This window comes from Caulobacter sp. GSs2 (assembly GCF_058680895.1).
The window spans coordinates 1,577,434-1,599,092 of record NZ_CM178725.1; the positions used below are offsets into that span (position 1 = coordinate 1,577,434).

A 21,659-nucleotide genomic window follows, 5' to 3' on the forward strand; every position below is an offset into this window, starting at 1 on the left:
CCCGGCTTTCGCCGGGGAGAGCGGAAAAGGAGGGCGAGCGCGATGACTGGAAGCTCAAACACCGACCCACAAGCGGACTGGGGCCTGCCCGGCTGGACCTACGGCAACGACCGGTTCTTCAAGGAAGAGCAGGACAGGATCCTGCGGCCCTCGTGGCAGGTGGTCTGCCATCTGAACGACATCCCCAAGGCCGGCGACTTCCACACCCTGGACTTCCTGGGCGAGAGCGTCGTGGTGGTGCGCGCCCGGGACGGCGGCGTGCGGGCCTTCACCAATGTCTGCCGCCATCGCGGCGCGCGGCTGGTCGACGGCCCCAGCGGCAGCTGTGGCAAGGGCGGCGGCCGCATCGTCTGCCCCTACCACGCCTGGACCTACGACCTGGAAGGCCGGCTGATCGGCGTGCCGATGCGCGACACCTATCCGGCGCTGGACATGGACAAGCAGGGCCTTGTCAAGGTGGGTGTCGAGGTCTGGCGCGGCTTTGTCTTCACCCGACTGGAGGGAGATGGCCCGTCCGTCGCCGAGATGATGGCGCCCTACGATCATGAGGTGGCCCACTATCGCTTCGAGGACCTGCAGCCGTTCGGCCGCGTCACCCTGCGGCCCCGGGCGGTGAACTGGAAGAACATCAGCGACAACTATTCGGACGGCCTGCACATCCCCGTCGCCCATCCGGGCCTGACCCGGCTGTTCGGCAAGGGCTATGGCGTCGAAGCCGAGCCCTGGGTCGACAAGATGTGGGGCCAACTGATCGACGAGCCTTCGAACAATCCGTCCGAGCGGCTGTATCAGGACCTGCTGCCCGACGTTCCGCACCTGCCGCCCGAGCGCAAGCGGCTGTGGACCTATTTCAAGCTGTGGCCGAACTTCGCCTTCGACATCTATCCCGACCAGGTGGACTTCATGCAGTTCATCCCGGTCTCGGCCACCCAGACCCTGATCCGCGAGATCGCCTACGCCCTGCCCGACGACCGCCGCGAGATGAAGGCGGCGCGCTATCTGAACTGGCGCATCAACCGTCAGGTCAATACCGAGGACACCGAGCTGGTGGCCCGGGTGCAGGAGGGGATGGCGTCGCGCAGCTTTACGGCGGGGCCGCTGGCCAGCTCGGAGGTTTCGCTGCGCAGTTTTGGCCGCAAGATGCGGGCGCTTATCCCCGAGGCGCGGCTGGATCGGCCGCCGACGGGGTGGTGATGGGCGTACATCTCCCTTCCCCCATCGAGGGGGAGGGCTAAGATCATGCGCGCCGCCTTTACCCGGGAGACCGCCGACGTCCGCCGCCAGGCGCTGGTCGCCGCTGCCGAGACCGTGCTGGCCCGCGACGGCGTGGCCGGCGCTTCGGTGCGGACAATCTGCGCGGAGGCCGGGGTCTCGCCCGGCCTGCTGCGGCACTATTTCGACGGCGTCGACGCCCTGATCGCGGCCGCCTATGAGGCGGTGGGCCAGCGGATCGACGCGGCGCTGGAAGCTGCGGTCGCGCAGGCGGGAGCCGCGCCCCGCGCCCGGCTGTCGGCCTATCTGACCGCCAGCTTTCGGCCGCCGGTGCTGGACGAACAGCTACTGGCCGCCTGGCTGGCGTTCTGGAGTCTGGTCAAGATCAATGACGCCATCGCCGACATTCATCGGCGGACCTATGCCGGCTATCGCGCGCGGCTGGAGGAGCTGCTGACCGCCTGCGACACCGGCGTCGACGCGCGGCTGGCGGCCATCGGCCTGACCGCCGTGGTCGACGGTCTGTGGCTGGAACTGTGCCTGGACCCGACGGTCTTCACCCCGGCCGAGGCCGGGGCGATCGCGGAACGGCTATTGGCGGGCTATTCGCCGACGCCGGTTTTCTTAGATTAGGCGGCGGCGTGGCTGACGATGCTGCGGCCCCAGGTAGCGCGGCGAACTTCGGGTTCAAACACCTCGACCTTGGCGGTCTTGCCCTGCACGCGCATGTGGCGGGCCAGCATTTCGGCGATGGCCTGGGCCTCGGCCTGGCAGGAATAGGAGCCGATCAGGTCCGGCGCATCGTTCCAGGTCACATGCCAGACACCGGAGACCGGGCGCACGAAGTACTTGTGTTCGGTGGCCATGAGGAACTCCTTGGACGGGCTTAAGCGTCGGACATACAGCGTCCGCGTGACAGTGTTTCAATGCTGCACAGCAACATACGTGTTGCATTGCACATTGCACAGGCCGCGCCAAGGCGAAGGCTGGTGAATCTTGGAGCAGCTTTGAGGCGACGTAGGGGAAGAGCGGTGAGGAGGGTTACTCCTTCACCACCACGCCGCCCTTCATCACCTTGGCCACCGAGGACAGGATGGCGATGTCGGCCAGCGGGTCACCGGCGACGGCGATCATGTCGGCATAGCGGCCCTTGCTGATCGCGCCCACATCGGCGGACTTGCTCATCAGGGCGGCCGAGACGGTCGTCGCCGACTGGATCGCCTGCATCGGCGTCATGCCGTACTTGACCATGTAGGGCATCTGCTTGGCGTTCTGGCCGTGGGGAAAGACCCCGGCGTCGGTGCCATAGGCGATCTTCACACCCGCCTTGACCGCCTTGGCGAAGCCGATCCGCTGAGCGTCGGTGGTCTCAAGGTTCTTGCGCAGGGTCTCGGCCGGCCAGCCGTGGGCTGTTCCATAGGCGTCGATGAAGTCGCCGTTATAGATATCGGCCACCAGATAGGCGCCCCTGGCCTTCATCAGGGCGATGCCTTCGTCGTCGATCAGCGAGCCGTGCTCGATCGAGCGCACCCCGGCCCGCAACGCCACCTTGATACCCTCGGCCCCATGGGCGTGGGCGGTGGCGTAGGTTCCACGCTTGGCGGCTTCCTCGACGGCGGCGGCGATTTCCTCGGCCGACAGTTCCATCTGACCCGGCTCGGTGCCGACCGTCAGCACGGCGCCGGTGGCGATCAGCTTGAGGAAGTCGGCCCTGCCCACCAGCAGGGCGCGGGCCTTCTTGTGCGTGTCCGCCACGTCCTCGACCACGCCGCGCCGCATGTCGGGCGGGATGCCGACATCGGCGGCGATGCCGGTGATCTCGCCGCCGCCGCCGGGCGTGGTGATATAGGCGCCGGCCACCGACATGCGGGGGCCCGGCACAAGGCCCTTGTCGATGGCGTCGCGCAGGGCGACGTCGCCAAACGCCCGCCAGGTTCCCACGTCGCGCACGCTGGTGAAGCCGGCCATCAGGGTGGCCCGGGCGTGGGCGGCGCCGATATAGGCCTGCTCGGCGGCTGTGGTCAGCAGGGGTTCGGCGATGTTGTCGGTCTGCTCCTGGTCGACCAGATGGGTGTGCATGTCCATCAGGCCGGGCAGGACGGTAAAGCCGCTCCAGTCCAGCACAGGGCCGTCGGCGGGCGCGGCCGTCCAGGGTCCGACCGCGGCGACGCGCTCGCCCTCGATGCGGATCAGCTGGTTGGTCAGAACCTTGCCGGCCTCGGTGTCGACCAGCCTGCCGGCATGGACATAGGTCGGCCTGACCTGGGCCAGGGCGCCGGGCGGGGTCAGGGCGACAAGACCGGCGGCCAGAACGGCGCCGGCCAGGACGGTGAGGCTGCGCGGCATGGTCTTCACTCCGTGGCGGGAACGACGGCGAACCGCTTGATCAGCCAGTGGATCGGCAGGCCCACCACCAGCAGCGCCAGGCTCCACAGACTGGCCTCGCCCGCGCCATACAGCGTCCAGAACGAGTAGATCGTCGCGATGATCGCCACCACGGTCACGGCGCGCGAAGGCTCCATCCGGCCCTGCTTCTGCAGGCGCAGCGCCGCCATGGCGCAGAACAGATAGGCGAACAGCGAGATGGCCGTGGCCAGCAGGGCCATAAAGGTGAACAGCTCGACCATCGATTTGGCGTAGTTCATCGTCACCAGCACGGTCAGGAACAGGCTGGACAGCACGTGGGCCCGGACCGGCGCGCCGCGCTTGGAGGTCTTGGCCAGAAAGGCCGGAAAGACCCCGCCCTTGGCCATGGCGTAGGGCACCTCACCCTGCAGCAGCATCCAGCCGTTCAGGGCCCCAAAGCCGCTGATCGCCGCGAAACCGGCCAGCACTAGCCGGGCGTCGCCGCCGCCATACAGGCCCACGAAGTCGGCAAACGGCGCGTTGGAGGTCTTGAGCATGTCAGCCGGGGTCATCAGCACCACCGCCGAGCAGACGATCAGATAGATCACCCCGGCAAAGGCGGTGCCCACCAGGGTGGCGCGCGGAATGGTGCGTTCGGGATCCTTGACCTTGCCGGCCGGCACGGTGGCCGACTCCATGCCCAGTAGAGCCCACAGCGTCAGGGTGGCGGCGGCGGTGATGCCGACCGGCGTCAGGTCCTGGGCCTGGAACGGCAGGATGGTGGAACCGCCGGTCTTGCCCAGCACCACGGCCGCCAGCAGGATCACGCCCATCAGGGGCAGCAGTTTCAGGGCCGTGGTCACCACCTGCATGCCGCCGGCCAGCCGCGCGCCGAAGCAGTTCATGATCGTCAGGCCCCAGATCATCACCAGGGTGATCGCGCAGTGCAGGCCGGTCTGGGTGGCGATCTGCGGATAGAAGACGCTGAGATAGCTGACCGTGCCGGCGGCGATGGCCGCGTTGCCGACCCAGATCGAGATCCAATAGCTCCACGCCACCATGAAGCCGGCGGCGGGGCCGAAGGCCTCCTGGGTGTAGATGTAGGGGCCGCCGCCCTGCGGAAAGGCCTTGGCCAGGCGCGCGAACACGAAGGCCAGGCACAGGGCGCCGCCGATGGTCAGGACCCAGCCCGCCACGGCGTTCCAGCCATAGGGGGCCAGAGAGGCGGGCAGCATGAAGACGCCCGAGCCGATCATGTTGCCCACAACGAGGGCCACGCACATCCAGAAGCCCAAAGCCTTGGGTTCGACGACTTTCACGAAAGCATACCTTTTCCGCTTTGCCCGACCGAGGCCGGCTCCCGGGTCAGGGCCGGCAAGCCGGACCGCCGGGCGCTCTCACAAGGCGGATCAAGTCCCGATCTTTGGGGCCAGAAGGCGGGGTAGGACCTTGGCCGCGCTGAGCGGGAGGGATGGAGACACGCCACAAAATCAGGGTCTCAATCGAAAAAAGGGCGGCTCCTGCGAGCCGCCCCCTTAACGATCAGAACGTGCGACCGACCTTCACACCGATCGTGCGCGGTTGATTGGGCACAGTATAGGGCTGTGGCCCGCAGGTAGAGATGGCACATTCGGCATAGCGGTTCAGACTGGCGCGCTTGTCGGTAAGGTTCTTGATGTACACCGACAATGACCACTCGTCCCTGCTCAGCCCACCCGAAAGATCGATGAGCGTATAGCTGGGCTGACGACCGATAAAGGCACGGTCGGCCAGTCGCAGGTTTGACCAGGTCCCCGTCTGATAGACCGTGGCGGCCTGAACATACGACTGGTAAGGGCCCAGATCGAACTCGTAACGCGCCGTCAGATTGGACTTGAACTTGGGCGTGACGGGCAGCGACGTACCGTCCGGCGCCTGTGGACTGGCGCAGTTGGTAATCGGATTACCGGCCGCGTCCGTGACCCCGCAATAGTTGGCCGCCAGCTGGGCATCGGTATAGGCGGCTGAAGCGTTGATCGTGAAACCGCGCGACACGGCGAGCGTGACATCACTCTCAACGCCCTTGATGCGGGCCTGGTTGGCGTTCTTGATTTCCGTCAGGCCGTTGGCGCCCAGGATCGAGAACTGGAAGTTCTTCCAGTCTTCCATGAACACGGCGCCGTTCCAGCGGACGCGGTTCTCCATCCAGCTGGTCTTCCAGCCGAACTCATAGTTCTTCAGATAGTCGGCCTGGTAGGGCGGCAGGGTCGAGCGGCGGTTGATACCGCCCGGCCGGAAGCCTTCCGAATAGGTGACATAGGCCAGCTTGTCGTCGTCGAACTTGTAGGTGAGCGTGACCTTGGGAACGTTGCCGGTTTCCTTGACCCGCTTGTCCAGGTTCGTACACGGCGCGCCATTGACGCCGCCGGTGCGGAAGCAGGCCCGCTCACCCGTGCCGCCATAACCGGTGCCGTAGCCGTAGAAGCCTTCCAGCGAGTTGTCCGACTTGAAGAAGCGGATGCCGGCCATGGCGGTCAGCTTCGGCGTGATGTCGTAGGTGACTTCGCCGAAGCCGGCATAGTCACGGTCGATCCGCTGCTGGGCCGTCAGCCAGATGGTGTCGCTATAGCCGGGCACCTCAATGTCGGAGCCAATGCCGTCGATCTTGTAGCGCTGGGTGATGTTGTGCTGCTGGCGCTGATAGAACAGGCCGCCGATGAAGCGCAGGCGCTTGTCGTCGGGCGTAGCGACGCGGAACTCGTGGCTTTCCTTGGTGAAGCCGTCCCTGCCCTGAATATACTGCGACGGATTGGCCAGGCCGCCCGTGTCGTTGGTCCAGTAGAAGCCGTAGCCGATCTGGTCATAGAAATAGGAATAGTCCGTATAGTCCTGACGGGTATCAACGTCGCGCTTGAGGTACGAGCCGGCATAGGTCACGTCGAGATTGGCGACCTTGCCCTCGATGGTCAGGGCCGCCTGGGCCCATTCGTCGTTCGAACCCTCTGGGTAGAAGTGTGTGACCTTCAGGTCGCCGACCTTGGGGTCAAAGGCGTAGAGGCCGCGCGACTTGGTGCGCTGCCCCATGATGGCCGGGGTGATGATCCAGTTCTCGCCCAGCTCGACCCGCAGGGCGGCGCGGCCACCCAGCGTGTTGGAGTTGTTGTAGTTGTCCTTGGCGACCCCGGCGTTGCTGATCGTCAGGTCGTCGCTGGTGTCGGCTGTCCCGCGACCATAGGTGCGGGTGCCCTTGACGTTGTCGACATAGCCGGCCGTTTCCTCGTTCCAGCCGACCAGGCGCACGGCGATGGTGTCGGACAGAGGGATGTTGACGAAGGCCTCCTCGACATGGCCGAACGCGTCGCCATCAACCTGGTTGATCTCGACATCGACGCCCGCCGAGAAGCCGGCGGTGCTGGGCTTGTTGGTGATGATGCGCAGTGTGCCGGCCTGCGAGCTGGCCCCGTAAAGCGTGCCCTGCGGTCCGGCCAGAGCCTCGACCCGCGCCACGTCATAGACGTGCAGATCGAGCGCGCCCTGGATCGTGGTGGTCGGCTGTTCGTCCAGATAGACGCCGACGCTGGGGAGCGACCCCGAGTGGTTGCCGTCGCCGCCGCTGGCGACGCCACGCATATAGACCTGACCAAAGCCGGGGCCCGAGGTCGTGAACGACACGCTGGGCAGATACTTCACATAGTCGACGAAGTTTGAGACCTGCAGTTGCTCCAGCTTGGCCTCACCCATCGCCTGGATGCTGACCGGCACGTCCTGCAGATTTTCGGATCGCTTCTGGGCCGTGACCAACACCGCTTCCAGCGAAACGGCCTGGCTCTCCTGGGCCATGGCCGCCACACTGGTCAGCATGGTCGAAGCCAGCAACGCGGCCGAATAGACTCCCGCCCGCCTGAAATTTTTACGCGTCGTCATGGTCGCTCCCCGTACCATTTTAAGGGAACGATGTTCGGCCGCGGCCAAGCGCTCGGCAAGGCGGAAAGCGCCAGAAAATCCCGAATCTTCCGACTGTTGCAGAAATGGCAGACCCCGAACGGGGTGTTCAATTTCTGGGCGTGTCCGGATAAGTCGCCAGACAGTCTCCCAATGCATGTTTGAGCGGGCCCAGAGCCGATTCGAAATTCTGCCAATGCTCGACGGCGTCCTTGAAGATCGGCTGGCGAACCTGTTCGGAACTGGCCGTGCGCACGGCGCGGTCGTTCTCGTGGAAGTTCAGGCAGGCCGGCTCGAACGGCAGGCCGCAATGATCCAGCAGCGCGCGGATCTGACCTTCCGGATCGCCGATCATCGCCTCATAGATCACCCGGTGGACCCGGCCCGGCAGCACGGTGTCGAAGTGGTCCATGAGGTCCACATAGTCAGCATAGTAGCGGCCGATGTCGGTCAGGTCATAGCTGAAGGCCTGGCCTCGTGCGAAGTGCTGTTTGAAGCCCGAAAAGCAGCAGCCCAGCGGATGGCGTCGCGCGTCGATGATCTTCGCGTTCGGCAGGATCAGGTGGATCAGGCCGGTATGGGCGAAGTTGTTGGGCATCTTGTCGATGAAGAACGGCCTGTCCGTCTTCCGCTGCACCCGGGTGCGCTCCAGATACTCCTCGCCGAGTTCCCGCAGGGCGTCCGGCGACAGGTCGGCCAGCATTTCCGGATAGGTCGAATCCTCGCGGCGGTTGGCCTTGCCGCCCAGTCGCCGCGACATGACGATCAGGTCGGGCAGCTCCATCGTGCCCTCGACCTGGCTATGGCTGGCCAGGATCTGCTCGATCAGGGTCGAGCCCGAGCGCGGCAGGCCGACCACGAAGATCGGATCGGACGCCGGGCAGCCCTGCCCCGCCGTGGCGGCCAGCAGGGCCGGGGTGAACACCGCGCGTGAGCGCGCCACATCGGCGTGGTTTTCCTCAGGATCGTAGTCGACCTGCTGGCGCCGGATCGCCGCGCCGGCGGCATAGTGCTGGAAGGAGTCGGCATAGGACTTGGCGTCCTCCAGCGCCTTGCCCAGGGCGTAGTGCAGATGCAGGCGGTCATCGTCCGACAGGTCCGGCTGCTCCAGCCCGGCGGCCATGGCGGCGCGGTCGGCGGCGTCGAACTTCACGGTCTTCAGATTGGCCAGACTCCACCAGGCCTCGCCCAGACCCGGCGACAGCTCCAGCGCCTTGCGATAGGCGGCGATGCAGTCGGGCTGGCGGCCCACGGTCTTGAGGGCATGGCCATAGCTCATCCAGCCCTTGGGCTGGTTGGGGAACTCGGCCAGCATCCGCTCATAGATCCCGATGGCGGTGTCGTACTCGCCCAGCCGCGACAGGATGGCGGCGCGCAGATTGGCATAGCCGGGATGGCGCGGATCGCGGTCGGTCAGGCGCTCGATCTGGGCCAGGGCCTGGGCCGACTTGTTCTGGCGATAGAGCATGGTCGCCAGATTGTGCCGCGCGGCGGCGAAGCCGGGCGCGATCTCCAGGCAACCCGTCAGCAGGCGCTCGGCGTCCTCGTAACGGCCCAGCCGGGCGCCGGTCTCGGCCAGCATGCGCAGGGCGGCGACGTCGGCGGGATGGTCGGCGAGGTGGTCGCGCAGCCGCTGCTCGGCCTCGCCCAGCCGGTTGTCGATCAGGGCGGCGGCGGCCTCGATCAGGGCCGGATCACGGGTCGAGGCCCGCAGCTGCTGGGCCAGGGCCTGCTCGGCGCCGGCCGTGTCGCCCATCAGGTCCAGCCCCTCGGCCAGACCGCGCCAGGCTTCGCCGGCGCGGGGATCGAGCGCGACCGTGCGCCGGAAGGCCGCGACGGCCTCGTCGGTGCGCCCCAGATCGGCCAGGGTCAGACCCAGCTCCAGCTGGCCCTCGGCCAGGCTGGGCAGGCCCCGCGCCAGCGGCGCGATCACGGCCAGGGCCTTGTCGGGGTCTCCGCCCAGACGGTGCGCGGCGGCCAGCACCACGGTCGTGCCGGCGTGGCGCGGAACCGCTTCCAGGATGGCTTCGGCCTGCTGGCGGGCCAGGGCCGGGTCGCGCTCCAGCAGACGCTGGGCGTGTTCAAGCGCGGTGGCGAGGCCGCCCTGGGCAGAGGTCGTCTGTGTGGTCATCGGGCGAGGAGAGAGAGGCTCGCGGAGCTTGTCAATTCGCACTTGCCCCCTCCGCGCCTTCGGCGCTCCTCCCCCGGAGGGGGAAGATGAGGTCAGCGCGGCTTCATCTTCCCCCTCCGGGGGAGGACGACCGCGCAGCGGTCAGGAGGGGGCAAGTTCACAGACGATCCCGTAGTCCGTACCAGCTCAGCCCCGCCACGGTCAGCGGCCAGCGCAGCAGGCCGCCGCCCGGAAACGGCGGGGTGGGCAGGCGCGACAGCAGCTCCACGCCAGCGCCTTCGCCCAGCGCCGCGTCGGCCAGCAGCTTGCCGACATAGGGGGCCAGCATCACCCCCTGCCCCGAATAGCCGGACGCCACCCGAACGCCGGGCGCGACCTGCGCCACGAACGGCACGCGGTTCATGGTGATGCCCAGGGTGCCGCCCCAGGCGTGGCTGATCTTCACGTCTTTCAGTCGCGGATAGATCTTCAGCATGTGTCGACGGACGAAGCCGGCGATGTCGGCGGGGAAGCCCGGGCGATAGTTCTCGCCGCCGCCAAACAGCAGGCGGCCATCCGGGGTCTTGCGGAAATAGTTCACGACGAACCGGCTGTCGGCCACGGCGGCGTCGGAGGTGATGATCTGGTCGGCCAGATCACCCAGCGGCTCGGTGGTCAGGATGAAATTGTTGATCGGCATGACCCGATCGCGCGCCTGACCCGCCATGTGGTTGAGGCTGCCGTCGCCGCTGACGATCAGCTGGTCGCAGGTGATCCGGCTGTCGGCGGTGAACACCACGATCTTGCCGCCCTGACGGGTCCAGGACAGCGCGCGGCTGTGCTCGGAGATTGTCGCGCCAGCGGCCATGGCTGCGCGGGCCAGGCCAAGGGCCAGGTTCAGCGGATGCAGGTGGCCCCCGTCCCGGTCGATCAGCCCGCCATGATAGACGTCTGTCCCGAGATCCCGGGCCAGATCATCGGTTCCGACCAGGGACAGGGCGTCATAGCCATAGCGCTTGGCCATGTGCTCGATATGCGCCACGTCTTCGGCCTCGCCGCCCGGACGGTGGCGAGCGTGGATCATGCCAGGCTTGAGGTCGCAGGCGATGGCGTGCTCGGCGATGGTGGCGTGCAGGTGCGTCCGCGCGTCCTGGGCCAGTCGCCACAGGGCCATGGCGTCGTCCTGGCCCACTGTCTTTTCCAGCCAGGCCTGGTCGCGGCGATGGCCGGTATGGACCTGCCCGCCATTGCGGCCCGACGCCTGCGACCCGACACGGCCCGCTTCAAGCACGATCACAGAAACGCCGCGCCGGGCCAGCTGGAGCGCTGCGCCCAGGCCGGTATAGCCCGCGCCGATCACGCAGACATCGGCGCGGACATCGCCCCTGAGCGGAAGCAGGCTTGGGAAGGGCGTGGCGGTGTCGGCGTACCAGGAGGGCGTCTCCCTTCCCCCTTGATGGGGGAAGGGCTTTGCGGCGCTAAACATTCAGCAACAGGAACTCGCGCTCCCAGGGACTGATCGTGCGCATGAAGGTCTCGTACTCGGCCTGTTTGACGTGATCATAGGCCTGGCAGAAGACCGGTCCGAGGATGTCGACCAGGTCCTGGCAGGCCTCGAACAGCTTCAGGGATTCGGTCAGGCTGCGCGGCAGTTCGATGCCCCGGGCGCCGGCGTCGGTGAGAACCGGCGGACTGGGCTTGAGGTCCTTGACCATGCCCAGATAGCCGGCCGCCAGGGTCGCGGCGATGGCCAGATAGGGATTGGCGTCCGACGAGGGGATGCGGTTTTCCAGTCGCCGGTTGGCGGGGTTCGACGGCGGCACGCGCAGGCCGCAGGTGCGATTGTCATAGCCCCACTGGGTGTTGACCGGCGCGCCGGAGTCCTTGGCGATCCGGCGGTAGGAATTCACATAGGGCGCCAGTATGGCCATGATCGCCGGCAGATAGGTCTGCTGACCGGCGATGAAATTGTGGAACAGCGCCGTCTCTTCCCCGGTCTTGGGGTGGGAGAACAGGTTCTGGCCATCCTTGTCGATGATCGACTGGTGGACATGCATGGCGCTGCCCGGCTCTGACGCCATCGGCTTGGCCATGAAGGTGGCGTAGATCTCGTGCTCCAGAGCCACCTCGCGGATGGTGCGCTTGAACATGAAGACCTGGTCGGCCAGCTCCAGCGGAGGGCCGTGGCGCAGGTTGATCTCCATCTGGGCCACGCCGCTTTCGTGGATCAGGGTGTCGATCTCCAGGCCCTGGCGCTCGGAATATTCGTACATATCCTCGAACAGCGCATCGAACTCGTTGACCGCGCTGATCGAATAGCCCTGACGCCCGGTCTCGGGCCGGCCCGAACGGCCGATGGGCGGTTTCAGCGGATAGTCAGGGTCGGTGTTCTTGTCGACGAGGTAGAACTCGATCTCTGGGGCCACGATCGGAACCCAGCCCTTTTCGGCATACAGGGCCAGTACCCGGCGCAACACCTGGCGCGGGCTTTCCTCCACCGGCCGGCCGTCGGGATGGTAGGCGTCGTGGATCACCTGGGCGGTCGGATCCTGGGCCCAGGGCACGGCGGCCAGGGTGGCGAAGTCGGGCGTCAGGACGATGTCGGTGTCGGCCTGCACCGAATTGACCACCCCCTCGAACTCGGGGAAGTCGCCGGTGATGGTCTGGTAGAACACAGCCAGCGGCAGGTTCATCGACGGCGTGCCCAGGAACTTGCGCACCGGCATGATCTTGCCGCGCGCCACGCCGGCCAGGTCGGGCACGACGCACTCGATCTCCTCGATATTCTGCCGGGTGAACCAGGCTTGCGCCTCCTCCAGCGTGGCGACGCCACGCTTCACCCGCTGGTCCGGCTTGGTCTTCTTGTGCTTGGGCTGTTTCATGACGCGGCCTCAGGCTTCAGGGCGCGGAGCACCGGTTCGGCCTCGATCAGCGACTTGCGGATGATCCCCACCAGCTCGTCGATCTGGGCGTGGGTGATGATCAGGGGCGGGCAGCAGACGATGCTGTCGCGGATGGCCCGCACCATCAGGCCGTTCTTGATGCAGATATCGCGCACGATGGGTCCGGCCTCGCCCTCCTTGTCGAGGAAGCGATGGTTCGTACCCTTCTCGCGGACGATCTCGACCGCGCCGATCAGGCCCAGCGAGCGGGCCTCGCCCACCAGCGGCAGGTCGTTCAGCGTGGCCAGGGCCTTGGCCAGATAGGGGCCGGTGTCCTGGCGGGTGCGCTCGACCAGGCCTTCGCGCTCGAGGATCTCGATATTCTTCAGGGCGACGGCGCAGCAGGTCGGGTGGCCTGAATAGGTAAAGCCGTGGATGAAGTCCCCGCCCTTTTCCTTCAGCTCGGCGACGATGAAGTCGGCCACGCCCACGGCGCTGATCGGCAGGTAGCCCGACGACAGGCCCTTGGCCATGGCGATCATGTCGGGCTTGATCCCGTAGTGCTGGTGCCCGAACCACTGGCCCAGGCGCCCATAGCCGCAGATCACCTCATCGCAGACCAGCAGGATGCCGTACTTGCGGCAGACCGCCTCGACCGCCGGCCAGTAGCCGTCAGGCGGGATGATCACCCCGCCGGCGCCCTGGACGGGCTCGCCGATGAAGGCGGCGACATTCTCGGGGCCGACCGCCAGGATCCGGTCCTCGATCTCCTTGACCGCACGGTCGCGGAAGGCGGCCGGATCCTCGCCGAAGCCCTCGCCGAAGGGGTAGGGCTGCATCACGTGCTCGACGCCGGGGATCGGCAGGTCGCCCTGCACATGCATGTGCTTCATGCCGCCCAGCGACACCCCCGCCACGGTCGAGCCGTGATAGGCGTTCCAGCGGCTGATGAAGATCGTGCGCTGCGGCTGGCCCTTCAGCTTCCAGTAGTGGCGGGCCAGGCGGAAGACGGTGTCATTGGCTTCCGACCCCGACGAGTTGAAGAAAACGTGGGTCAGATTGCCGCCCATCTTCTCGGCGATCTTGGCGGCCAGCCGGATCGGCGGCGGCGAGGCGGTCTTGAAGAAGGTGTTGTAGTAGGGCAGCTCCAGCATCTGGTCATAGGCCGCCTGGGCCAGTTCCTGGCGGCCGTAGCCGACGTTCACGCACCACAGGCCAGCCATGCCGTCGAGGATCTGGTGGCCCTCGCCGTCGTGGATATAGATCCCGTCAGCGCGGGTGATGATCCGGCTGCCGCCCAGCTCCTGCTGCAGCTTGTAGTCGGTCTGGGCCGGCAGGTGGTGAGCCAGGTCCAGGCGCTTGAGCTCGGCGATGTCGTGGTTGCGGATCGGGACAGTCATTGGGCTTGGTTCCTACGCGACGTCTTTTTGGGGCGCTCCCGCCGAGGCGGGACCGACGAGCGGCGCGCCTCTGAGGGCGCGTCCGAAAAGCTGGAAGAAAATCTGGGACTGCGGATTGGCGGCGGTCTGCCACTCGGGATGCCACTGCACGGCCAGGACCGGCGCGCCGTTGACGGTGGCAGACACACCCTCGACCACGCCATCAGGGGCGCGGGCCTCGACGCTCAACCCTTCGCCCAGCCGGTCGACGCCCTGATAGTGCACCGAATTGACCACCGCCCGCTCGGTCCCGAACGCGGCCGACAGCACACCGCCGGGGGTCAGGTCGACCGGATGCAGATGGTCGAACATGCCGTTGAAATCGACCTCGTCCGGCGCGTGATGCGCGATCAGCTCGGCGCTGGAGGCCATGTCGCGGCGCAGGGTGCCGCCGAACGCGACATTGATCTCCTGGAAGCCCCGGCAGACGCCGAACACCGGCCGGCCCAGGTCGAGCATGGCCTTGATCAGGTCGGCGGTCGTGGTGTCGCGGGCGAGGTCGAACGGGCCGGGCGCGTCGCCGATCTCCTCGCCGTAGAGCGCGGGATCCAGGTTCGAGGGGCTGCCGGTCAGCATCAGCCCGTCCAGCCGCGCGGCGACTTCCGAGGCCTTCATCAGCTGCGGCATCGACGGCACCAGCAGGGCGGCGACGTCGGCATACTGCATGGCGCCGGCGACATAGCGGTTCATCACCGCCTGGGCCGGCTCGATCCCGACGGTGCGGGTGCAGCAGATGATGCCGGCGACGGGGCGGGTCATGACAACAGCACCGCCGGCGAACAGGCGTGCCAGCAAAGCCAGACCTCTTCGCCCAGCTTGAAGTCTTCCTGGTCCCAGCGGGTCAGGTTGGAGCGGTGGACCTTGATGCTGCGGCCGCCCCCGGACGGTTTGGCGATCTCGACCTCATAGACCGACGAGCCGCCCAGATAGGCCTCATGCTTGATAACACCCGCCACCGCGTTGGCGCCCTTGGGGGCGTCGCCCAGATTGGGCGGGGTGTCGTCGGTCTTCTTGTGCAGCTCGATCTTCTCGGGCCGGATCGCCGCCCAGGCCGCGCCGCCGCGCGGGCCGGTGACGCCGTGATCGAGGAAGATGTCCACCGGCAGGTCAGGCGAGCGGATGATCGCATGGCTGGGCTCGTCCACCGCCAGCACGCCCTCGAACAGGTTCACGCTGCCGATGAAGTCGGCCACGAAGCGGCTGTTGGGAAACTCGTACAGGTCGCTGGGCGTGGCCACCTGCTGCAGCACGCCGCGGTTCATCACCGCGCAGCGGGTGGCCAGGGCCAGGGCCTCGTCCTGGTCGTGGGTGACCATGATGAAGGTGATGCCGACCTTCTCCTGCAGGGTGCACAGCTCGGTGCGCATCTGCTCGCGCAGCTTGGCGTCGAGGGCCGACAGCGGCTCGTCCAGCAGCAGCACGCGGGGGCGCTTGACCAGAGCTCGCGCCAGCGCAACACGTTGCCGCTGACCGCCCGACAGCTGGTCGGGCTTGCGACCGCCCAGCCCCCCCAGCTGCACCAGCTCCAGCGCCTCCTCGACGCGCCGGTCGCGCTCGGCCTTGGGCACCCGGTCCACCTTCAGGCCGTAGGCGACATTGTCGGACACGGTCATGTGCGGGAACACGGCATAGGACTGGAACACCATGTTCACCGGCCGCTTGTTGGGCGGCACAGTCGAAACGTCCTGACCGTCGATCAGGATGCGGCCCTCGGTCGGCGTCTCGAACCCGGCGAGCATCCGCAGCAGGGTGGTCTTGCCGCAGCCCGACGGCCCCAGCAGCGAGAAGAACTCGCCCTCCTCGACGCTGAGCGAGACGTTGTCGACGGCCACCATCTTGCCGAAGCGCTTGGTGACGTTCTCGAAGGTGATGATGCTCACGACTTGTCTCCCCCATGGCCCGCCGTGGCGGCCGAATTGCCCTGTATCTTCAGGGCGACGGCCGTCAGGATCACGGTCAGCACGATCAGAATGGTCGAGGCCGCATTGACCTCGGGCGTCACCGAGAACCGGACCATCGAATAGATCTTCACCGGGAAGGTCACGGTGTCGGGTCCGGCCGTGAAGAAGGTGATGACGAAGTCATCGAGGCTGAGCGTGAAGGCCAGCAGCGCCCCGGCCACCAGAGACGGGGCCATGTGCGGCAGGATCACGTCCTGGATCGTTCGCCACTCGCCGGCTCCCAGATCGCGGGCCGCCTCCTCCATCTCGCGGTTGAAGCTGGTCATGCGGGCCCGCACCACCACCGCCACGAACGGGAACGAGAACGAGACGTGGGCGATGATGATCGCCCCCAGGTTCAGCGGCCACACCATGCCCTGCGGCCACGGCATCACCTTGGCGAAGAACACCAGCATGGCCACGCCCATGCAGATCTCGGGCACCACGATGGGCAGGGCCAGGGCGCCGTTCAGGGCCGTCTTGCCGGGAAAGCGGAACCGCCACAGGGCCAGGGCGACCATGGCGCCCAGCGCCACGCTGACCACGGTCGAGACGGCCGCGATGGTCAGGCTGTTGCCGAACGCCTCGATCAGGCCCGCATTGTTGAAGGCCTTCTCGTAGTATTTGAGCGTGAAGCCCTTCCAGACGATGTTGCGTCGGCTGTCATTGAAGCTGAAGGCCATCAGGGCGATCAGCGGCGCGTAGAGGAAGATCGCCACGGCCGCCAGCCAGGCCTGCATCTGCCAGCGGCGGAGATACTCGAGGGGACCGGGAGCAGAGCGTTTCGCCATCACTTGGCCTCCGGGGTCTTGCGAGACAGCACGGCCTGCAAGGCGATGGCGATGAAGGTCAGGTACATCAGCAGGAACGACATCGCCGCGCCGAACGGCCAGTCATTGGCTCGCTTGAACTGGCGCTCGATGACATTGGCGATCATCTGGCTGTCGGGACCACCCAGCAGGTCGGGCGTCAGATAGGCCCCCAGGGCCGGGATGAAGGTGATCAGCACGCCCGAGGCGATGCCCGGCAGGGCGAGGGGCACGACCACCTTGAACAGGGTCTGCAGGTGGCCGGCGCCGAGGTCGAGACTGGCCTCCAGCAGCGACTTGTCCAGCCGGTCCAGGGCCGAGTACAGCGGCAGCACCATGAACGGCAGGTGCACATAGATCAGGCCCAGAATGACCGCGAAATTGTTGTGCAGCAGTTCCAGCGGCTGGAAGTCGCCGAGCGGCTGCAGGCCCAGCAGGGCCGCCGCCGTGCCCCCGCCCTTCCACAGCCACTCCAGGCCCATATTGACGTAGCCTTCGGTGCGCAGCACCGCGATCAGGGCGTAGGTGCGGATCAGCAGGTTCGTCCAGAACGGCAGCATGATCAGCAGCAGCAGCCAGGTCTTGGTCTTCTCGGACGCGAAGGTGATGGCCAGGGCGACGGGGAAGCCGATCACCAGGCACAGCCCCGTGGTGATGGCCGCCACCCAGGCCGATTTCAGGAAGATCTTCAGATACAGCGGCTCGATCGCCCGGGCGTAGTTCTTGAACGTGCCGGTGATGGCGATCTCGGTCAGGCCGTCGTTATTGCCAAAGCTGTAGGCCCAGACGATGGCCAGTGGCACGAGGAAGAACAGCACAAGCCAGAACAGCGGCGGGCCGAGCGCGCCGGCGAACACCGCCTTGGCCTGTTTCCAGCTCTGTTCCATCCCAACCCCCTGTCCTAGGTAGATGCTCCCCCTCTGGGGGAGCTGTCGCGGAGCGACTGAGGGGGCTAATGCGACCTAGGCCGCGCTGCCCCCTCCGGCCCTTTGGGCCACCTCCCCCCGAAGGGGGAGGATCTGGCTTAAGCCGCCCGCACCCGCGTGATGACTTCCTCGTACTGGCTGGCCTTTTCGGCCCCTTCGAAGGCGCCGTATTCGCACTTGGACATCACATCCAGCGGCGGGAAGATCACCGGATTGTTCTTGTAGTCGTCGGGCATCAGCGCCTTGGCCGCCGCGTTGGGCGTCGGATAGAGGATGGTTTTGGAGATCGCCGCCCCGGCCTGCGCGTCCAGCAGATAGTTGATGAACTTGTGGGCGTTCAGCGGACGCGGCGCGCCCTTGGGGATGCACAGGGTGTCGGAATTGATCAGGCTGCCTTCCTTGGGCACCACGAAGCCGACATCGTCGTCCTCGGTCATCAGCTGGGCGATGTCGCCGTTGTATTCCAGGACCAGATCCACCTCGCCCGAAGCCAGCATGTCCTGGCCGTTGTCGTCGTGGAACGCCTTGATGAACGGCTTCTGCTTGATCAGCATCGCCTCGATCTCGGCGAGCAGTTCAGGCGGGATCTTGTTGACGCTGTGGCCCTTGTACTTGGCCGACAGGCGGATCAGGTCGGCGCTTTCCGACAGCAGGGCGATCTTGCCTTTGTACTGGTCGCTGTCGAACAGGTACTTCCAGCTGTCGGGAACGCCCTTCACCTTGCTCTTGCGATAGCCGATGCCCAGCACCAGCCAGGTATAGGGCATCGAATATTTGCGGCCCGGATCGTATTCCGGGTCCATGAAGGCCGGATCGATGTTCGTCAGATTCGGGATCTTGGCATGGTCCAGCGGCTCCAGAAGGCCCGCCTGGCCCATGCGGGTGACGAACTCGTTGGACGGCACGATCACGTCGAAGCCAGGATTGCCGGCCTTCAGCTTGGCGAACAGCTCATCATTGGTGGCGAACAGGCTCATGTTCACGTCAACGCCGGTGGCCGTCTTGAAGTCGGCCAGGGTGGTGTCGCCGATATAGGTGTCCCAGTTGTAGAAGTTCAGCTTGGCTTCCTCGGCGCCGCCGGCGGCGGGCGCGGGCTTCTCGCCGCAGGCGGTGAAGGTCAGGCCGATGGCGGCGGCGCCCGTGGCCGTCAGCAGCGATCGGCGGTTCATTCCGGCCCGTTGCATGCCCCGTTGGGTAATGGTGCTCATGGTCCCTCAAAGCTCCCTATTTGTTCGAAGCCGGCGATCCCCCCGGCGGTTTTCAACCCAAAGCCATTGCCGCGCAGCGTGATCACGCGTTGCGCAGGTACCAATCGAAATCGAGGCTGGTGACCACCTCGAAGAACCTCGCCTGTTCAGTCCGCTTCACCGACACGAACATGTCCACAAAGCGGTCACCCAGATAGTCGCGCAGCACGGCCGACTGATCGAACAGATCAACCGAGGCGAACCAGTGGGACGGCAGACGCGACTTCTCCTTGGCGGCGGCCGCATAGCCGTCGCCGACCACCGCCGGACCCGGATCGATCTTGTTGGTCAAGCCGTGGTGAGCGCTGGCCAGCAGCACGGCCATCACCAGGTAAGGGTTGCCGTCCGCGCCCGCGACGCGGTGCTCGACATGGCGCGTCGGGGCCGGACCGGCCGGAATACGCAGAGACACCGTGCGGTTGTTGACGCCCCAGGTCGCCGCGACCGGCGCATAGCTGTTGGCCTTGAAGCGGCGATAGCTGTTGGCGTTGGGCGCCAGGATCGCCATGCCCTCGCCCAGCAATTGCTTCATGCCGCCGATGGCGTGGCGCAGCATCGGCGAGCCCTCGGGGTCCTCGTCAGCGCACAGGTTATTGCCGTCCTTGTCGTTGAAGCTGACATGGACGTGGAAGCCGTTGCCCGCCTTGTCGGCCCAGGGCTTGGCCATGAAGGTGGCCTCGCAGCCATGGCGCAGGGCCACGCCCTTGGCCATGCGCTTGTACAGCAGGGCGTCGTCGCAGGCCCGCAGCGCATCTGGCTTGTGCTTGAGGGTCAGCTCGACCTGGCTGGGGGCGAACTCCGAGATGGCACCTTCCAGCGGCACGCCGATCACGTCGGCGGTGTCCCACAGCTCGCGCAGGAACGGGGCGATGGCCTCCAGCTCGGGCAGGCCATAGACCTCGATGCCGTGCGGACGGCGGCCGGTCTGCAGGGACTTGGGCGGCTGCAGGTCACCGTCGGCGGTGCGCTCCAGGTCGACCAGGTAATATTCCAGCTCGCAGGCAGCGACCGGGGTGAGACCATCGGCGGCGTAGCGGTCCAGCACCCGTTGCAGCACGTGGCGGGGGTCCAGATCGTTGGGCGTGCCGTCCAGCTCGTAGAGGGACAGCATGACCTGGGCCATGTCATCGCCCAGCCACGGGGCCAGGGTCAGGGTGCCGGGCACCGGCCGCGCGCGGCGGTCGGCGTCGCCGTCTTCCCAGACCAGGCCGGTATCCTCGCAATCGGCCCCGGTGGTGTCGACCACCAGGATCGAGCCCGGCAGGAAGCGGCCATAGTCATAGACCGCCTGCAGCTCGTGGATCCGCAGCCGTTTGCCGCGCGGCACGCCGGTCATGCTGGTGAAGAACACATCGACAAACCGCACCTGCGGATTGGCGGCCAGGAAGTCGCGGCATTCCTGGGGATCGGCGACCATGGGATGGCTCATGCGGACAGGCCCTCGATCTCGGCGGCGAACCCGTCGACGGCCGCGACCAACCGGTCGATCGACGCGTCTTCAGTTACCGGCGACACCAGCATCATGTTGTGGAAGGGCGCAATCAGCACGCCCCGGTTCATCAGCCACAGATGAAGCGCGGCCACGAGGTCGTGGTCCAGCGCCTTGCGCATCTGGGCGGCATTTTTTGGCGCAGGATCGGCGAAGACCAGCTCGACCCGCGCCCCGACATGGACCACCGACCAGGGCAGACCGCGCGCCGCGATCACACCGTTCAGCCCGGCCACCAGGCGTTCAGCCCCGGCCAGCATGCGGTCATAGGCGGCGGGCGTCATGACCTCGGTCAGCATGGCGCGCATGGCCGCCATGGCCAGGGCGTTGCCCGACAGGGTGGTGCCGATGCCCGACTGGCCCGGTCCGATCCGCGCCTGGGCCTCATCCATGCGCTCGGAGAGCTCGGCCGTGACGCCCCAGACGGCGGCCGGCACGCCGCCAGCGATGGCCTTGCCGACCACAAACATGTCGGGCTCCAGCCCGTGCAGACCGGCATAGCCGCCGGGACCGCTTGAAAGCGTGTGGGTCTCGTCGAGGATCAGCAGGGTTCCGGAGTCGCGGGTCAGCCGGCGCAGGGCCTCGTGAAAGCCGGGCTCGGGCAGGATCATCCCGCAATTGGTCATCACCGGCTCGGCCAGGACGGCGGCCACCTGGTCGGAGGCCAGGGCCATTTCCAGGGCGGCCAGATCGTTGAACGGTACGACCCAGGTGGTGGCGGTCAGGTCATGGACCTGGCCCAGCAGACCGGGCTTCATCACCCGTGCGCCGTCCTTCAGGACGACAAAGGCGTCCTCGACCATGCCGTGATAGCAGCCGTCGAACACCAGGATCACCGGCCGCTGGGTGACCGCCCGCGCCCAGCGGATGGCGGCGCGGTTGGCGTCGCTGGCCGTGGTCGCCGTCTGCCACAGCGGCAGGCCGAAACGCTCGGCCAGCAGGCGGCCGACGAGGATCGCGCTGGCCGTCGGCAGCATGAAGCCCGCGCCGCGCCGGATCTGGTCCGACACGGCGGCGGCCACCGCCGCATCGCCATGGCCGAACATCGACGGCGTGTCGCCCAGGCAAAAGTCGTCATACAGCCTGCCGTCGACATCGGTGATCTGGGCCCCGACGCCCTGGGCCGCGAAGATCGGGCTGGGACTGGCCCAGTCGTTCATCCAGTGCATCGGCGCGCCGCCGCGCCAGACCTGCGCCGCCTGCCCGGCCATCGCCACGCTGCGCGGATGCTCGGCCGTGAAGCAGGCGGCTTCGGCCTGCATTAGGTCGGGAAGTTTTTTGGTGAGCTCAGCGATCATACCGCGACCGCCACCAACTTTGTCATCCCGGGCGGAGCGC

At 66.8% G+C, this 21,659-nt stretch carries 17 protein-coding genes; 2 read left to right on the forward strand and 15 right to left on the reverse strand.

Annotation, left to right across the window (positions count from 1 at the left end; all coding sequences use genetic code 11):
• Positions 1-42 precede the first annotated feature (42 nt).
• A complete protein-coding gene (locus ACW17Z_RS07700) occupies positions 43-1,194 on the forward strand; it encodes an aromatic ring-hydroxylating oxygenase subunit alpha (protein ID WP_492058238.1) in 1,152 nt (383 codons plus the stop codon).
• Positions 1,195-1,239: 45 nt separating this feature from the next.
• Positions 1,240-1,845, forward strand: a complete 606-nt coding sequence (locus ACW17Z_RS07705; protein ID WP_419320053.1) for a TetR family transcriptional regulator C-terminal domain-containing protein — start codon at positions 1,240-1,242, stop codon at positions 1,843-1,845.
• Here ACW17Z_RS07705 and ACW17Z_RS07710 read toward each other — a convergent pair.
• The 15 genes from ACW17Z_RS07710 to ACW17Z_RS07780 form a co-directional block, all read right to left on the reverse strand.
• Complete coding sequence (locus tag ACW17Z_RS07710) at positions 1,842-2,078, reverse strand: hypothetical protein (protein WP_492058239.1); 237 nt, start codon at positions 2,076-2,078, stop codon at positions 1,842-1,844. The genes ACW17Z_RS07705 and ACW17Z_RS07710 overlap by 4 nt on opposite strands.
• A 175-nt stretch (positions 2,079-2,253) precedes the next feature.
• Positions 2,254-3,558, reverse strand: coding sequence for a Xaa-Pro dipeptidase (locus tag ACW17Z_RS07715; protein WP_492058240.1), 1,305 nt, complete (start codon positions 3,556-3,558; stop codon positions 2,254-2,256).
• 5 nt (positions 3,559-3,563) lie between these two features.
• Positions 3,564-4,877 carry an amino acid permease gene (locus tag ACW17Z_RS07720; protein WP_492058241.1) on the reverse strand — a complete coding sequence of 438 codons (1,314 nt, stop codon included), beginning with the start codon at positions 4,875-4,877 and terminating at the stop codon, positions 3,564-3,566.
• 223 nt (positions 4,878-5,100) lie between these two features.
• Positions 5,101-7,461, reverse strand: a complete 2,361-nt coding sequence (locus ACW17Z_RS07725; RefSeq protein ID WP_492058242.1) for a TonB-dependent receptor — start codon at positions 7,459-7,461, stop codon at positions 5,101-5,103.
• A gap of 127 nt (positions 7,462-7,588) precedes the next feature.
• Positions 7,589-9,610: a tetratricopeptide repeat-containing sulfotransferase family protein gene (locus ACW17Z_RS07730; RefSeq protein WP_492058243.1), complete on the reverse strand. Its 2,022-nt coding sequence runs from the start codon at positions 9,608-9,610 to the stop codon at positions 7,589-7,591.
• 157 nt (positions 9,611-9,767) lie between these two features.
• On the reverse strand, positions 9,768-11,075 hold the full coding sequence (locus tag ACW17Z_RS07735) for an NAD(P)/FAD-dependent oxidoreductase (RefSeq protein ID WP_492058244.1): 1,308 nt from the start codon (positions 11,073-11,075) through the stop codon (positions 9,768-9,770).
• A complete protein-coding gene (locus ACW17Z_RS07740; RefSeq protein WP_492058245.1) occupies positions 11,068-12,471 on the reverse strand; it encodes a glutamine synthetase family protein in 1,404 nt (467 codons plus the stop codon). Before ACW17Z_RS07740 ends, ACW17Z_RS07735 begins: the two co-directional genes overlap by 8 nt.
• Complete coding sequence (locus ACW17Z_RS07745) at positions 12,468-13,871, reverse strand: aspartate aminotransferase family protein (protein WP_492058246.1); 1,404 nt, start codon at positions 13,869-13,871, stop codon at positions 12,468-12,470. The genes ACW17Z_RS07740 and ACW17Z_RS07745 overlap by 4 nt, the downstream gene beginning before the upstream one ends.
• 12 nt (positions 13,872-13,883) lie before the next feature.
• Positions 13,884-14,669, reverse strand: coding sequence for a gamma-glutamyl-gamma-aminobutyrate hydrolase family protein (locus ACW17Z_RS07750; protein ID WP_492058247.1), 786 nt, complete (start codon positions 14,667-14,669; stop codon positions 13,884-13,886).
• A complete protein-coding gene (locus ACW17Z_RS07755; protein WP_492058501.1) occupies positions 14,666-15,745 on the reverse strand; it encodes an ABC transporter ATP-binding protein in 1,080 nt (359 codons plus the stop codon). The genes ACW17Z_RS07750 and ACW17Z_RS07755 overlap by 4 nt, the downstream gene beginning before the upstream one ends.
• A 41-nt stretch (positions 15,746-15,786) precedes the next feature.
• On the reverse strand, positions 15,787-16,641 hold the full coding sequence (locus ACW17Z_RS07760) for an ABC transporter permease (RefSeq protein WP_492058248.1): 855 nt from the start codon (positions 16,639-16,641) through the stop codon (positions 15,787-15,789).
• Entirely contained in the window at positions 16,641-17,546 is a 906-nt protein-coding gene (locus ACW17Z_RS07765; RefSeq protein ID WP_492058249.1) for an ABC transporter permease, read from the reverse strand. Before ACW17Z_RS07765 ends, ACW17Z_RS07760 begins: the two co-directional genes overlap by 1 nt.
• Positions 17,547-17,683: 137 nt before the next feature.
• On the reverse strand, positions 17,684-18,793 hold the full coding sequence (locus tag ACW17Z_RS07770; RefSeq protein WP_492058250.1) for an ABC transporter substrate-binding protein: 1,110 nt from the start codon (positions 18,791-18,793) through the stop codon (positions 17,684-17,686).
• An 82-nt stretch (positions 18,794-18,875) separates the two neighbouring features.
• Entirely contained in the window at positions 18,876-20,249 is a 1,374-nt protein-coding gene (locus tag ACW17Z_RS07775) for a glutamine synthetase family protein (RefSeq protein ID WP_419321395.1), read from the reverse strand.
• 8 nt (positions 20,250-20,257) lie between these two features.
• Positions 20,258-21,619 (reverse strand): aspartate aminotransferase family protein, encoded by a 1,362-nt coding sequence (locus ACW17Z_RS07780; RefSeq protein ID WP_492058251.1) that lies wholly within the window; start codon positions 21,617-21,619, stop codon positions 20,258-20,260.
• Positions 21,620-21,659 lie beyond the last annotated feature (40 nt).

Coding starts and splice junctions, on each gene's coding strand:
- ACW17Z_RS07745 (WP_492058246.1), bottom strand. CDS start 13,871: ATGACTGTCCCGATCCGCAACCACGACATCGCCGAGCTCAAGCGCCTG.
- ACW17Z_RS07700 (WP_492058238.1), top strand. CDS start 43: ATGACTGGAAGCTCAAACACCGACCCACAAGCGGACTGGGGCCTGCCC.
- ACW17Z_RS07760 (WP_492058248.1), bottom strand. CDS start 16,641: ATGGCGAAACGCTCTGCTCCCGGTCCCCTCGAGTATCTCCGCCGCTGG.
- ACW17Z_RS07780 (WP_492058251.1), bottom strand. CDS start 21,619: ATGATCGCTGAGCTCACCAAAAAACTTCCCGACCTAATGCAGGCCGAA.
- ACW17Z_RS07740 (WP_492058245.1), bottom strand. CDS start 12,471: ATGAAACAGCCCAAGCACAAGAAGACCAAGCCGGACCAGCGGGTGAAG.
- ACW17Z_RS07705 (WP_419320053.1), top strand. CDS start 1,240: ATGCGCGCCGCCTTTACCCGGGAGACCGCCGACGTCCGCCGCCAGGCG.
- ACW17Z_RS07775 (WP_419321395.1), bottom strand. CDS start 20,249: ATGGTCGCCGATCCCCAGGAATGCCGCGACTTCCTGGCCGCCAATCCG.
- ACW17Z_RS07765 (WP_492058249.1), bottom strand. CDS start 17,546: ATGGAACAGAGCTGGAAACAGGCCAAGGCGGTGTTCGCCGGCGCGCTC.
- ACW17Z_RS07735 (WP_492058244.1), bottom strand. CDS start 11,075: ATGTTTAGCGCCGCAAAGCCCTTCCCCCATCAAGGGGGAAGGGAGACG.
- ACW17Z_RS07730 (WP_492058243.1), bottom strand. CDS start 9,610: ATGACCACACAGACGACCTCTGCCCAGGGCGGCCTCGCCACCGCGCTT.
- ACW17Z_RS07755 (WP_492058501.1), bottom strand. CDS start 15,745: ATGGTGGCCGTCGACAACGTCTCGCTCAGCGTCGAGGAGGGCGAGTTC.
- ACW17Z_RS07750 (WP_492058247.1), bottom strand. CDS start 14,669: ATGACCCGCCCCGTCGCCGGCATCATCTGCTGCACCCGCACCGTCGGG.
- ACW17Z_RS07710 (WP_492058239.1), bottom strand. CDS start 2,078: ATGGCCACCGAACACAAGTACTTCGTGCGCCCGGTCTCCGGTGTCTGG.
- ACW17Z_RS07715 (WP_492058240.1), bottom strand. CDS start 3,558: ATGCCGCGCAGCCTCACCGTCCTGGCCGGCGCCGTTCTGGCCGCCGGT.
- ACW17Z_RS07725 (WP_492058242.1), bottom strand. CDS start 7,461: ATGACGACGCGTAAAAATTTCAGGCGGGCGGGAGTCTATTCGGCCGCG.
- ACW17Z_RS07770 (WP_492058250.1), bottom strand. CDS start 18,793: ATGAGCACCATTACCCAACGGGGCATGCAACGGGCCGGAATGAACCGC.